The sequence below is a fragment of the Oricola indica genome (genome assembly GCF_965227485.1).
In the GTDB taxonomy this organism is placed as follows: Bacteria; Pseudomonadota; Alphaproteobacteria; order Rhizobiales; family Rhizobiaceae; genus Oricola; species Oricola indica.
In genome coordinates this window covers 2238332-2251766 of the sequence record NZ_OZ245747.1, presented here as the reverse complement: position 1 = coordinate 2251766, position 13435 = coordinate 2238332, and the positions used below count along the sequence as shown (strand labels likewise).

The following is a 13435-nucleotide window of genomic DNA, read 5'->3' as shown; positions in this document are numbered from 1 at the left end:
CCGCCCCGGCGACACGCAAGGGAGACAGATCGTTCAGCAAAAGAACGGCCTCAACCGCCCGCCGGAATGCCGAGCAGCGCGACGGCGAAGGCGACGGCGGCGAGCGCACCGAACAGGGCGACCCTGCCCTGCTCCCCGCGTCTGCGCGCCACGAACACCGCGACCATGCATTGCATCGCGTAGAACAGAGCGAAGGCGCGCGACGCAAGCGCGACGATTGAAACCACGTCGGTAGCCCAGATCACCAGCAGCGAGACCGCGCCGATCAGGATATAGGCATGGCGCGCATTGACGTATTTGTGCGTCGTTTCCGAAATCAGGCCGCTGCCGCCGATCGAATCTGCGACCGCCGCGCTGAACTGGCTGGCTATGGCGCCGCCGGCGACCACGAACGGTAGCCAGGGCGAAACATGACGAACCACCTCGATAAAAGCCGCCACGTCGGTGCTCGACGTGAACAGCGGATAGAGCGGCACAGCCAGAATGAAGAACGCCAGATAGACCAACGACGAGGAAATCTGCGCGCGCCGCATCGCGGAGATCCGTGTATCGGCATCATAGAGATCGCCCATGAACCGCGTCGTCTCGAAGCCCTGCACGATGATCAACAGCCCCATCAGAAAGCGCAGCGTGTCCCAGTCGAATGTGTGCTTTTCCTGGAGCGCCGCCGTCCAGCTATAGCCGGATGGCAGGGCCAGCCCGAAAATGAGGAGCGAAACCAGGAGCGCCGTGATTGCGGCCAGATTGGCGCTGACGGTGAAGGTCTCGGCCTTCTCGACGCCATGCAGCCCGCGCACCGCGCCAACGAGGCAGATTGCGGAGACAATCACGGTGGCGACGACCTTGCCCAGATTCGGATCAGTATATCCGAGCAACTTCATGCCGAAGGCCGCCAGCAGGACGAGATAGTAGGACACGGAGATGAAATAGGCGCCGATCAACACGATCTGCGACACCGTCTCGACAGACTTGATGACGTGGCCGGGCTCCGCGCCCTCGAGAAGCGGTTCGGCGTATCGGATATTGTAGCGGATCGCGCCGCCGACAAGGTAGGCGAGTCCGGTCAGGGTGACCACGGCGGCAATGGCCCAGACGCCAATTGCGCTGGCCATCAGCGGCACCGAGACGAGGAAGCCGCTGCCGATGATCGACGCCAGCGGCGTCACCGTCGCCGCCCATGCTGTGTTGCCGCGAACGCGCGGGGTGACGAGGATGGCGAAAACCGCGATAAGCGTGCAGACCATCGCGATGTCGAGAAAGGTCACGTCATTCTGCTCCGCTGACCGCCACTGTCGCTGAGCCTAGCGGGTTCGCCCCCGCCATCCAAGCGTGTTGCGAGGCGGCGGAATGTGTTGTCCACCAAGGGTTTGCGGCCGCAGCATGAATCGATCTGTCAAGCCGGTCGCGTGTAAACGCTTAACACAGACCGACCACCCGATGGCCGCAATCCCGATCCAAAGCGACACCGCACGGTTCGGAGGGAAAGACAGATGAAACAAGGTATCGGTATCGACCTCTCGCGGCGGTTCTTCGAGCGACTCGTCGCGCCACTGCTCGAAAGCGAGTTTCCGGACCTGCCCGTCGCCGCCGCGCGGATCGGCCTCGGATCGGAGGTGCTTCGGTTCGACACGGAGATGTCCGCCGATCACGACTATGGGCCGACAGTGCAGCTGTTCCTTCCCGAAGCACAATTTGAGGAGGTTGCTGAACCGCTCATGAAAGCGCTCGACCGGATCATGCCGGAGGCGTTCGAGGCATGGAACTCCCGTTATCCGACCAATCTCCGCCCACCCTCGGGGCCGGATGCGCTGCCTGGAATGCTGGGTTCCGACCACGGTGTCGAACTCTACACGTTGCCCGCTTGGTGCGACCGGTTCGTGGACCGCAAATTCCTGACCGAGCTCGAACTGCAGGATTGGCTTTCGTTTCCCGAACAGACAATTCTCACGGTGACGGGCGGTGAGGTGTTTCGCGACGATTTCGGCGATCTTACCGCCATGAGGCAGCGGCTTGCCTGGGTTCCCCGTGATGTCTGGCTCTACAAGCTCGCAGCACAGTGGAACCGGATCGCTGAGGAAAGAGCGTTTATCGGCCGCACCGGCGAAAGCGGAGACGAACTGGGATCAAGCGTGATAGCCGCACGCATGGTTGGCAATTTGATGCGGCTCGCCCTGTTGATCGAGCGTCGCTATGCGCCCTACCCCAAATGGCTCGGCACGGCCTTTTCGAGGCTGTACTGTGCGCCGGGCCTCTCGCCATGGCTGGACGACGCCCTTGCCGCGCCCAACTGGCAGGACCGGGAGGTCGCGATACGGAGAGCCTGCATGTATCTGGCGGAATTGCAGCTGGAACGGGGTGTGCCCGGCGCGCCGAAGCCGGAAATCACGTCCCTTCACGCCCGACCGTTCCGCTTCGTCGACTCGGTCGCGATTACCAATGCGCTCCGCGCCGCGATCGAGGACGAGACGCTGCGGGGACTGCCGGAGTTCGGCGCCGTCGATCAGTTTGTCAGCGCCAATTTCGTGCTCGCGGTGCCGCACTATTCGAAAGCGGCGATGGAAGCTGTCCGCAAAGCGGGGCTGGATTTCGGCGGCTGATAACGGCGCGATCACGCCTGACGCACTGATCCGGCTGACCCTTCGATCCTTGCATTCCCGTAACCGCCGCACGCCACGGTTTCGCACAGATCGTTCCACTCGCATCCGGTGCAGGCGGCGCGCACCGTGCCTTCCGCGAAGGCCGCGCGCATCTGCGTCAGGCGCTGTGCATCGAGGCTGAACCGGGTGCCGACGGCAACCGGCGCGTCGAGCAGCAGCGAGAGATCGCGCGCGGCGTGCCTGTCGCGTTCGGTCACGCTATCGCCGCCACAATGCGCCTCTTCCTCGCCCGCGAGTGCGGCGCAGATTTCGTCGAGACCGTGAACGATCTCGACCTCCTCGCCGCTATTGAGCCGGCCCGCAATCGCGTCGAAATTCGCCGTGAATGCGGGCGTGTAGCCGCGGCCTACATAGGTGAGCAGGCACAGGAGATGATGCGGCCTGAGCCGGACCGTCACCGGGCGGGCCCCGTGCGGTCGCGCGCCAGAAGCTTCAGGACCGCCGCCCCGAGGACCGATTTCAGGACCGCGCCGAGGACGAATGGAGCGACGCCGGAGGCAATCGCCTGCTCGCCGCCGATCAGGACCGCCAACCATGCCGCTCCGACGAGAAGGCAAAGGGCATTTCCGATCAGCATCGAGAGGAAAGCGAAGATCACGCGCTTGCCGTTCCAGCCGCGCTCCGCCAACCAGCCAACGGCTGCGCCGGCGACCGGAAACGCGAAGAGATAACCGCCTGTCGGCCCGACGAAATGATGCGCGCCGGCCGCACCGCCGGAGAGAACGGGGAGCCCGAGCGCGCCCTCCACGAGCCAGGCAACAATCGTCAGCGCGCCGAGACGCCATCCATAGAGCGCGCCGACCAGCGTGACGGCAAAGGTCTGCATGTTGACCGGCACCGGCACCAGCGGCACCTCGATATAGGACGAGGCGGCCAGTAAGAGTGTGCCGAGAATAACGGCGAAGACCTGCCAGACAAGCGGACGGGACTGAAGAACGAGCGGGCTGAAGGCGTCTTTTGCGGCGGATGCGGAAGTCATTTCATCTCCATTTTTAAAAATTATAGATTATTTCTAGAATCTATCGCTAATTTTGGCCACAGATGTTCGCCGCTTGCAAGCGCCATGCGCCGCAGGTCCGGCTTCGGGATAGAGGTCTGTTGAAAAACTCCCGCGTGCGGCGGAGCGCTACGCGCCGTCAGCTTGCGAGGGATTGCCGCGTCCAACGGTACAGCCGGCCATAGTATGGCGGCCGGCCTTAATCCGACTTGCGACCGACAGTGCGGATATGACGGCCGAGGATCGCGACCGCCTCGTCGATCCGCCCCGCTCGCAGCGCGACCAGGATCGCCCGGTGATCGCGGTCGGTCGGGGCTTCCCATTCGGCCCGCCAGCCGGCGAACAGGAACCGGGCGCTCGCGGTGTGCAGATCGTCGATCGCCTTGAGCAGGCGCGGCAGGCCACAGGGCGAGAGAACAAGCCGGTGAAAATGGCGGTTTGCTGCCTCCCACGAAGCTACGTCGGCCGCCCTGTCGCCGGCACGGATCGCCGCCTCGGCCTCGTCCAGAATGGCGGCGGTCAGATGCGGCGCAGCATTCTGAAGTGCCAGGGTTTCGAGCGCGGCGCGCATTTGCGCGACCTCGCGCACTTCCTCGACCGTGAAGCCCGCGACCCGGACGCCACGACGAGGCTCGCTGACCACGAGCCCTTGCGCTTCCAGCCGCCGGAACGCCTCGCGCACGGGGACATGGCTCGTGCCGAATTCATCGGCGATGTGATCCTGCCGCAACCGCGCGCCGGCCTCGATCGCACCCGAAATGATGCGCTCGGCGAGCGTCTTGCTCAGCTGCGCGGCGATCGTGTCTGCCTTGGCGGTCGTCATGGATATTATAGATAATCGAGATCCATGACGCCGTCGACCGAGCGCGGCTACTTCTTGCCCGGCGTGCCGTCGAACTTCTTCTCCAGCGAGTCCCAGCAGTCGATATAATCGTCCTGCAACGGGGCTTCCTTCGCAGCGAACTCTGTCAGGTGCTGCGGGAAGCGGGTCTCGAACATGAAGCTCATCGTATTGTCGAGCTTGTCCGGTTTCAACTCGGCATTGGAGGCCTTCTCGAAGGCTTCGCGGTCCGGGCCATGCGGCAGCATCATGTTGTGCAGGCTCATGCCGCCCGGCACGAAACCCTGCGGCTTGGCGTCATACTGGCCGTAAATGTTGCCCATCAGCTCCGACATGACGTTCTTGTGGTACCAGGGGGGACGGAACGTGTCCTCCATCACCATCCAGCGCTCGCGGAACAGAACGAAGTCGATATTGGCCGTGCCCGGCACACCGGACGGCGCGGTCAGCACCGTGAAGATCGACGGGTCCGGATGGTCGAACAGGATCGAGCCGATCGGGCAGTAATTGCGCATGTCGTATTTAACCGGCGCGTAATTTCCGTGCCAGGCAACGACGTCGAGCGGCGAATGGCCGATCTTCGTGACGTGGAACTGGCCGCACCACTTGATGGTCAGCGTGGACGGGACTTCGCGGTCCTCGTAAGCCGCCACCGGCGTCTTGAAGTCGCGGCGGTTGGCCATGCAGTTCGCGCCGATCGGCCCCCTGCCCGGCAACTCGAACTTCTGGCCGTAATTCTCGCAGACGAAACCGCGCGCCGGCCCGTCGACCAACTCGACACGGTAGACCAGCCCGCGCGGGATGATCGCAATTTCCTTCGGCTCCAGCTCGATGACGCCGAGCTCGGTGCAGAAGCGCAGGCGCCCTTCCTGCGGTACGACCAGGAGTTCGGAATCGGCCGAGAAGAAATACTCGTCCACCATCGATTCGGTGACGAGATAGATGTGGCTCGCCATGCCGACCTGGGTATTGACGTCGCCGGCCGTGGTCATCGTGCGCATGCCAGTCAGCCAGTTGAACGACTCGTCGCCATGGGGAACGGGGTCCCAGCGATACTGGCCAAGCGAGATCACGTCCGGATCGACGTTTGGCGCCGATTTCCAGTAGGACAGGTCGATCTTCTCGTAACGGCCGGAATGCTTCACCGAGGGGCGGATGCGGTAACACCATGTCCGCTCGTTCTGGTGGCTCGGCGCAGTGAAGGCCGTGCCCGACAGTTGTTCGCCGTAAAGCCCGTAATTGCACTTCTGCGGCGAATTCATGCCTTGCGGCAGCGCGCCGGGCAGTGCTTCGGTCTCGAAATCATTGCCGAATCCCGGCATGTATTGCAGGTCGTTGGCGCCGGCCTTCTGACCGGTTGCCGTTTCGGGTGCCTTGTCGAGCATGAGTATCCTCCTCGCCGGGTTTTAGAATTGGCGTAAAGGTAATGGTTGCATTTGTAACCATCAACGATGCCGCACGACCGATTCCGCGCGGCCGAAATCAGCGTTTACGACAATCATATAGGCGAAATCTTGCGGTCGGCAGCCATCCTACAACCCTCCCGCAAGCCTCGCGCGATAACCTTTCGTTAACCATCCTTAACGTAGTCATTCTGGAAACGGAAAATTAACCAAGATGACCGAAGTGTTGACCGCTCCGCAGCCGATACGCCTCAAGGGCCGCTCTTTCCTGGCGCTGGTTCTCAGCCCGGAAATGCCCTTCGGAGACTGGCTGATGCGGCTCGACGACCTCGCGGAACGGTCAGCCGGTTTCTTCCTTCAGCGCCCCATCGTGCTCGATCTCGACGGACTGGACATGGACCGCGAGCAATTGCGCGGCCTTCTTGAGCGGCTGGACGAGCGGAACGTGCGAATCATGGGGATCGAAGGCGCGCGGCCTTCCATCCTCGGGCCCGATACGCCGCCGGCCATGTCGGGCGGACGTCCGGCCTCCGATATCGAGGCGCCGGAAACCGACAAACGCGCGGCAGCCGCGACGAACGCGAAGCCCGCCGCGCCGGAATGGAAGCCCGGACGCTCGGTCCCCTCCATTATCGTGTCGGAACCCGTGCGTTCCGGCCAGTCTTTGATGTTCGAAGGCGACATTACGGTGGTCGGGTCGGTCTCGTCGGGCGCTGAAATCGTCGCCGGCGGTTCCATCCATATCTACGGAACGCTGCGCGGACGCGCGGCGGCCGGCTCGATGGGCGACACCTCGGCGCGCATCTTCTGTTCGAAGCTCGAGGCGGAACTCGTCGCGATCGCCGGGCTCTACAAGACATCCGAGGACATGCAGCCCGAGCTGCGCGGAAAGTCCGTGCAGTTCTGGCTCAAGGACGATGCGTTACTGGCGGAAAAATTAGGCTGAACCGGCACCTGGCCGGGAAAAAGGGAGACAGGAATGGGAAAGGCGATAGTCGTGACGTCCGGCAAGGGCGGAGTCGGCAAGACAACGACAACGGCGGCACTCGGTGCGGCGCTGGCGCAGCGCGGCGAGAAGGTGGTGGTGGTGGATTTCGACGTCGGCCTGCGCAATCTCGACCTCGTCATGGGCGCGGAGCGACGCGTCGTCTACGACCTGATCAACGTCATCCATGGAGAGGCCAAGCTGCAACAGGCCTTGATCCGCGACAAGCGGCTGGAGACGCTCTACCTGCTGCCCGCCTCGCAGACCCGCGACAAGGACAAGCTGACGCCCGAAGGCGTCGAACAGGTGATTTCCGCGCTGAAGAAGAATTTCGACTGGGTCATCTGCGACAGCCCTGCCGGTATCGAACGCGGTCCGACCATGGCGATGCGCCATGCCGATATCGCGATCATCGTCACCAATCCGGAAGTCTCCTCGGTGCGCGATTCGGACCGCATCATCGGCCTGCTCGACGCCAAGACGGTCAAGGCGGAACGCGGCGAGCGCGTGGAAAAGCACCTGCTCGTGACGCGTTACGACCCGGCGCGCGCCGAAGCCGGCGACATGCTGCAGGTCGACGACGTTTTGGAAATCCTGTCGATCCCGCTTCTCGGCATCATCCCCGAAAGCACCGACGTGCTGCGCGCGTCCAATCTTGGCACCCCGGTCACGCTGGCAGACAAGCAGAGCGAGACGGCACAGGCCTATTTCGAGGCTGCGCGGCGGCTCACGGGCGAGATCATTCCGGTCACCATCCCGAGCGACCGGCGGAGCTTCTTCGGCAAATTCTTCGGAAGGAAAGCCGCATGAATATCCTCAGGCTCTTTCGCAAGCCGAAATCGGCTTCGACTGCGCGCGACCGATTGCAGGTGCTGCTCGCCCACGAACGGGCTTCGGTGGGCGGCAACGATCTCGTGGGCCTGCTCAGGGACGAAATCCTCGCCGTCATTTCCAAACACGTGCAGGTCGACAGCAACAAGGTTTATGTGAAGATGGAGCGCGGGGCACAGGTCTCGACGCTTGAGGTCGATGTGCAAATCCCGTTCGACACAGGCGTCAAGGCGGCCTGAGGCCGCCTACGCCACCTTCCGCCAGCGCTCCTCGCGCACGAATTTCATCAATTCCTCGGACGGCATCGGCATTGCGAAGGCATAGCCCTGCAAGGCGTCGCAGCCCAGATCACGCAATATCCTGGCGTGTTCCATGCTCTCGACGCCCTCGGCTATGACCTTCACGCCGAGGGACTGGCCGATATCGATGATCGAGGCGACGAGACGGCACTGGCTGTCGGATTCGACGATCGGCGTGATCAGCCGGCGGTCAATTTTCAGCCGCGATGGACGCAGGTGAATCAGGCTGATGATCGACGCGTAGCCGGTGCCGAAATCGTCCAGTTCGATGTCGATGCCAAGCCCCTTCAGCCGTTCGATATTGTCCGCGATCGTGTCGTTGCCCTCATCGAGGAAGATCGATTCCAGCAATTCGAACGATAGCGTGTTCGGTTCGATCGCGAGCCCGTCGAGCCGCGTAATCAGATCGACGTCCTGCAACTGGCCCGCCGAAACGTTGACGGACATTTTCGGGATCGAGATACCGGCCGCTTCCCAGCGTTTCGACTGCCAAAGCGTCTGTTCCAGGATCGTGCGGTCGATCAGCGGCACGACATTGAGCTCGTCGGCAATCTTGAGGAATACTTCCGGCGCCAATACGCCCTCACGGGGATGCTCCCAGCGCGCCAGCGCCTCGACGCCGACGATCTCAAGGCTCTTCGCGTCGAACTGCGGCTGGAACCAAGGCAGGAATTCCTGCCGTTCGAGACCGTTCAGAATATCGTCGGCGACGCTCTTGTTGCGCACGATCTCGGCCTTCAGCGCGGCGGAGAAGAACTCGAATCGGTTGCGGCCGTTGCTCTTGGCCCTGTAAAGGGCGATGTCCGCGTCGATCAGCAGTCGCCGGCCGTAATCGCTCGCGCTGTCATCGGCCATTGCGACACCGATACTCACGCCGAAACGGCATTCGTGTCCCTCATAGGGAACGGGCTGGCGCATCTGTTCGATGATGCGGCCGGCAAGCGCCGAAAGATGTGCCTCGTCGGTCGGCGTCGTCGTCGCGATGACGAACTCGTCGCCGCCGATACGCGCGACAAAGTCTTCGGACCACGTGTTTGCCCGCAGGACCCTGGCGGCATGGACCAGCATGGCGTCTCCCGCCGCATGGCCCAGCGTGTCGTTGATCTGCTTGAAGCGGTCCAGATCGATATGCAGCAGCGCAGTGGCCTTCAGCCCGGCGCGCCCATTGAGAAGCCGCTCGTCGAGGAAACGCCGGTTCGGCAGACCGGTCAGACTGTCATGCAGCGAATTGCGCTCCATTTGAGCGCGCGCATCTTCCAGTTCGCGGTTACGTATCTCGGCATTCTGCTTGGCGATCAGAAGGCGGGTCTTGAGTTCGAAATCCGCCGAGACGTCCCAGTTGACGCCGACGATATAGCGCTGTCCGCCGATATCGTTGTGCACGGCTCCAATGGCCCTGATCCAACGCGTCATGCCGTTGGCCAGAAGCACGCGGAACTCCGACGCGTATCGACCGCCCGCTTCGATCGCCTCTCGGAACTCCTCTTCCGCCCGTTCGCGATCTTCGGGGTGAAGGGCTTTCGACCAGTAGTCGTATTCGTTCGCATCGACCTCCGGGGGAACGCCGTAGAGTTCCTTCATCCGATCGTCCCATTTCATCTCGCGCGTATCGAGATTGAGTTCCCAGATGCCGATCCGCGACGTATCCAGAGCGAGTTTAAGGCGGCGCGAGAGCTTTTGAAGCTGGTCCTGACGCCGACCCAGTTCGCGAATGTGCGAACGCCTCTGGTCATAGAGATGCCCGGCGATGGAGATCGGGAGTACAACAAGCAGGCCAGCGATCACAGTGAAGAGACGAAGCTGCCAGACACCATCCGGCACATCCGACCAGCCGCCTTTCGGCACCGCGGCGAGCCGCCAGCGGCCGCTCGGCAACGAGACCTCGGACAACACCGGATCGTTCTCGAAAATCGCTTCGTCCCCGAAGAAGACGGTGCCATCCGTCGCGGCCGCATCCCTGCCTGAAATGGCGATCTCGATCGAAAGATCGGGGTCGAGCAGTCCGCTGTCAGCATAGAGGCGGTCCACATCAACAACTGCAGAGACAAGGCCCCAAAGCATTGAATTGCCCTCGACGTCCTCGGTAAAGACCGGGAACCTGCCGATGAAGCCGCGCCCGCCCTGCAGGAGATTTACCGGACCGGCAAGGATCATCTCGCCGGAGTCGACGGCGCGGAGGGCCGCCTCGCGCTGCAACTCGTTGTTCCTGTAATCCAGACCGATCGCCTTTTCGTTCCCTTCGATCGGATGCATCAGGCTGATGACCAGATCGGGCGCCGCCGCGATGTTTCGGAGTTGAGAGTGCGAGCCTATCAGGCTGTCCGCGATGCGACTGAATCGCCGCTGGTCGATGTCGGGCTGCGTCGCGATGACCGCGACGAGGCCGCGCACGAGCTGGATATTGCTGTTGATGTTGCCCTCGAGTCTGGCACGGACGAGACCCAGTTGCTCATTGACGTCGGCGCGGAGCCGCTGATGGTGGACGATGCGGTTCTGATATTCCGCGAACATCCCGGTCGCTATCGTAACGAAGAGCGCGATCCCGCCGGCGACGATGCTGGGCCGCCAAAAAAGCTGGCCATTGCTGGATCGGTTCATCAAATTCAACGGCATCAAGTCCCGCGATCATCGGTCTCGGCGCGCATTCACCGGGACCCAAATTCAAGATTCAGGCCAGTCTAGACATGAAATCTGAAACAAATGACTAAGGGGAAGACCCGATCATTCAGGAATTAGAACGCTTTGAAGTGCCGCAATCGCCGAACAACGCGCATATCACACGGCATCGAAATCGAGCACCAGTTTCCCGGAAGTGGGTCTGGACTGACAAGCCAACACATAGCCCGCCTCCGTTTCCCACGGCTCGAGCGCGTAATTGACATCCATCTCGGCGGAACCCTTGATGACCTTGCAGCGGCAGGTGGCGCACATGCCACCGGCACAGGAATAGGGAAGATCGAGCCCCTTGGCCGCTGCCGCATCGACGATCCGCTTCGACGGATCGTCATAGGAAAAGCTCTTCGACAGACCGTCGAGCACGACCTCGACCGTGACACCCTTTTCCGCCGCGTCCCGCGCAGCCTTCGAGGCCGCCCGTGGGACGCCATCGGTGGTAAAGCGCTCGAAATGAATGCGCGCCGTGTCGGCGCCGAGTGTCTCCAGCGCTTGCGCCGCCTCGTCGATCAGTTCGCCCGGCCCGCAGATATAGATACCATCGGCCTCATTCGGTCGGATCAGGCCCGCACGCGCCAGCTTTGAAAGCCGTTCCGCATCGATGCGTCCATTGAACAGGGGCACGTCCTGCGTCTCGCGGCTGAGAACATGGACGGTGCGGAAACGGTCGAGGAAACGATCCTTCAAATCTTCCAGTTCCTCGCGGAACATGATCGACCCCGTCTCGCGGTTTCCGTAGACCAGCGTCACCTCGCTCGCGGGCTCGCCTTCAAGCGTTGAGCGGATGATCGAAAGGATCGGCGTTATGCCTGAACCGGCGGCGATCATGAGGTAGTCATGCGCACCGGCCTCGCTGACATCGACCGCGAAGCGGCCTTGCGGCGGCATCACCTGGATGATGTCGCCGGCACTCAGCCGGTCGTTGACGAAAGCGGAGAAGACGCCGCCATCGACTTTTTTGACGCCAACGCGCAGGCGGCCTTCGTTCAGGCCCGAACAGATCGAATAGGACCGGCGCACATCCTGTCCGCCGATCGTCGCACGCAATGTCAGATGCTGGCCCGGCCGGTAGCGGAAGGAGTCGCGCAGTCCCTCGGGCACATCGAATGCGATGCAGACGGAATCGGCTGTCTCGCGCGTTACATCGGCGACGGAAAGATCATGGAATTGCAGCGACATGGGACTGTCTTCTCAGATGCACTTGAAATAGTCGAACGGCTCCAGGCAGGCCTCGCAGCGGTAATGCGCCTTGCAGGGCGTCGAGCCGAATTCGGAGATACGGGCGGTATCGGTTGAGCCGCAGCGCGGGCACGCGACCTCGGTTTCGCCGAACAGCGCGCGGATCGCTCCCGAAGCCTGAACCGGCGGCGCGATACCGTATTCGCGAAGCTTTTCCCGCGCCGCCTCGCCGATCCATTCGGTCGTCCATGCCGGCGACATGACGCGCTCGACACGCGCCTCGAACCCGGCCTGCCTCAGGGCCGTCTCGACCGACAGCTCGATCGCCAGCGTCGCCGGACAGCCGGAATAGGTCGGCGTCACCTGGGCGATCGCAGCGCCCTTGTCGTCGATCTCGACGGACCGCAGGATCCCGAGATCCGCAACCGTCACGCAGGGTACTTCCGGGTCCGGCACGGAAGCCGCCGCGTCCCATGCCTTCCTCTGAAGGACGGCACGATCCATGGTGGCCTCCGTCACCATGTCATGCCCGGATAGGCGCGCTGTATGTATTGCAGGTCGGCGAGCAGATAGCCCATTTCCTCACCATGCCGGCCCCTGCGGCCGCCGGTCTGCTGCCACGCCTGCGCATCGGGCATGTCCAGCGTCGCTTCCGTGAAGACCTCCGCAATAACCCGCTCCCATCCGGCTTTCAGCATTGTCGGGTCCGGAGCGACACCCGCGCCCGCGAGGGCATCGGTCACCGAATCCGTCTCGAACAATTCCCCGGTGTAAGGCCACAAAGCATCAACGGCGGCAGCCATGCGGCGCGAACTTTCCTGCGTGCCGTCACCGAGACGGATGGTCCACTCGGCGGTATGGCGGACATGGTAGTCCGCCTCCTTGACGGCCTTGGCGGCGATGGCGGCCAACGTCTCGTCGGCCGAGCCGACCGCTTCGCGCCACCACGCCTGCATGTAGACCGAGAAGAACAGCTGGCGCGCAATCGTATGGGCGAAATCACCATTCGGGCGCTCGACCAGAAGTACATTGCGGTATTCACGCTCGAGGCGAAGATAGGCAAGCTGGTCCTCGTCGCGGCCCCTGCCCTCGATCTCGCCGGCATATGTGTAGAGAGCGCGCGCCTGGCCGATCAGGTCCAGCGCGATGTTCGGCAGCGCCAGATCCTCCTCCAGCATCGGCGCATGGCCGCACCATTCCGAAACACGGTGCCCCAGGATCAGGTGATCGTCGGCAAGTCGCAGCAAAAGCTCGAACAGGTCTTCTTTCATGGCTGCGTCCGTCACATGTGCCCCACGTCGTCGGGAATGTCGTAGAAAGTGGGGTGCCGGTAGATCTTGTCGGCGGTCGGCTCGAACAGCGCATCCTTGTCCTTCGGATCGGAGGCGGTGATCTCGGCAGAAGGGACGACCCAGATCGACGTGCCCTCGCCACGCCGCGTATAGACATCGCGCGCCGCCTGCAGCGCCATTTCGGCGTCCGCCGCGTGCAGCGAACCGCAATGGCGATGCGCGAGACCGTTACGCGGCCGAATGAAGACTTCCCAGAGGGGCGTTTCGTTGGTCATAGG

Annotated in this window: 14 protein-coding genes; 4 read left to right on the top strand and 10 right to left on the bottom strand. The window is 62.7% G+C overall.

Translation table 11 applies throughout. From position 1 onward, the window contains the following. Positions 1 to 50: 50 nt before the first annotated feature. Positions 51 to 1265, bottom strand: a complete 1215-nt coding sequence (locus ACQK2M_RS11345) for a hypothetical protein (protein WP_425417900.1) — start codon at positions 1263 to 1265, stop codon at positions 51 to 53. Positions 1266 to 1490: 225 nt separating this feature from the next. Here ACQK2M_RS11345 and ACQK2M_RS11340 point away from each other — a divergent pair, with 225 nt between their 5' ends. Then, positions 1491 to 2597, top strand: a complete 1107-nt coding sequence (locus tag ACQK2M_RS11340) for a DUF4037 domain-containing protein (RefSeq protein ID WP_425417899.1) — start codon at positions 1491 to 1493, stop codon at positions 2595 to 2597. 11 nt (positions 2598 to 2608) lie between these two features. Here the strand turns inward: ACQK2M_RS11340 and ACQK2M_RS11335 are convergent, their stop codons facing one another. From ACQK2M_RS11335 to hmgA, 4 genes are all read right to left on the bottom strand, one after another. Next, complete coding sequence (locus ACQK2M_RS11335; protein WP_425417898.1) at positions 2609 to 3055, bottom strand: DUF1284 domain-containing protein; 447 nt, start codon at positions 3053 to 3055, stop codon at positions 2609 to 2611. After that, a complete protein-coding gene (locus tag ACQK2M_RS11330) occupies positions 3052 to 3636 on the bottom strand; it encodes a biotin transporter BioY (protein WP_425417897.1) in 585 nt (194 codons plus the stop codon). The genes ACQK2M_RS11335 and ACQK2M_RS11330 overlap by 4 nt, the downstream gene beginning before the upstream one ends. Positions 3637 to 3853: 217 nt before the next feature. Then, a complete protein-coding gene (locus ACQK2M_RS11325; RefSeq protein ID WP_425417896.1) occupies positions 3854 to 4477 on the bottom strand; it encodes a GntR family transcriptional regulator in 624 nt (207 codons plus the stop codon). Positions 4478 to 4524: 47 nt separating this feature from the next. Continuing rightward, complete coding sequence (gene hmgA / locus ACQK2M_RS11320) at positions 4525 to 5880, bottom strand: homogentisate 1,2-dioxygenase (protein WP_425417895.1); 1356 nt, start codon at positions 5878 to 5880, stop codon at positions 4525 to 4527. Between the two features lie 232 nt (positions 5881 to 6112). Here hmgA and minC point away from each other — a divergent pair, with 232 nt between their 5' ends. Genes minC through minE form a run of 3 tightly spaced genes read left to right on the top strand, consistent with a single transcriptional unit; the run spans position 6113 to position 7953 of the window. Continuing rightward, positions 6113 to 6844 (top strand): septum site-determining protein MinC, encoded by a 732-nt coding sequence (gene minC, locus ACQK2M_RS11315; protein WP_425417894.1) that lies wholly within the window; start codon positions 6113 to 6115, stop codon positions 6842 to 6844. Between the two features lie 33 nt (positions 6845 to 6877). Next, positions 6878 to 7693, top strand: a complete 816-nt coding sequence (gene minD, locus ACQK2M_RS11310; RefSeq protein WP_223475357.1) for a septum site-determining protein MinD — start codon at positions 6878 to 6880, stop codon at positions 7691 to 7693. Next, a complete protein-coding gene (gene minE, locus ACQK2M_RS11305) occupies positions 7690 to 7953 on the top strand; it encodes a cell division topological specificity factor MinE (RefSeq protein ID WP_223475358.1) in 264 nt (87 codons plus the stop codon). The genes minD and minE overlap by 4 nt, the downstream gene beginning before the upstream one ends. Before the next feature lie 6 nt (positions 7954 to 7959). On the opposite strand, the gene ACQK2M_RS11300 is transcribed toward minE, so the two are convergent. The 5 genes from ACQK2M_RS11300 to paaB form a co-directional block, all read right to left on the bottom strand. Continuing rightward, on the bottom strand, positions 7960 to 10611 hold the full coding sequence (locus ACQK2M_RS11300) for a bifunctional diguanylate cyclase/phosphodiesterase (RefSeq protein ID WP_425417893.1): 2652 nt from the start codon (positions 10609 to 10611) through the stop codon (positions 7960 to 7962). A gap of 177 nt (positions 10612 to 10788) precedes the next feature. Continuing rightward, complete coding sequence (gene paaE, locus ACQK2M_RS11295; RefSeq protein WP_425417892.1) at positions 10789 to 11865, bottom strand: 1,2-phenylacetyl-CoA epoxidase subunit PaaE; 1077 nt, start codon at positions 11863 to 11865, stop codon at positions 10789 to 10791. 12 nt (positions 11866 to 11877) lie between these two features. After that, entirely contained in the window at positions 11878 to 12387 is a 510-nt protein-coding gene (gene paaD, locus ACQK2M_RS11290; RefSeq protein ID WP_425417891.1) for a 1,2-phenylacetyl-CoA epoxidase subunit PaaD, read from the bottom strand. Next, a complete protein-coding gene (paaC, locus tag ACQK2M_RS11285; RefSeq protein WP_425417890.1) occupies positions 12381 to 13136 on the bottom strand; it encodes a 1,2-phenylacetyl-CoA epoxidase subunit PaaC in 756 nt (251 codons plus the stop codon). Before paaC ends, paaD begins: the two co-directional genes overlap by 7 nt. Before the next feature lie 11 nt (positions 13137 to 13147). Beyond that, complete coding sequence (paaB, locus tag ACQK2M_RS11280; RefSeq protein ID WP_223475363.1) at positions 13148 to 13432, bottom strand: 1,2-phenylacetyl-CoA epoxidase subunit PaaB; 285 nt, start codon at positions 13430 to 13432, stop codon at positions 13148 to 13150. Positions 13433 to 13435: the final 3 nt, after the last annotated feature.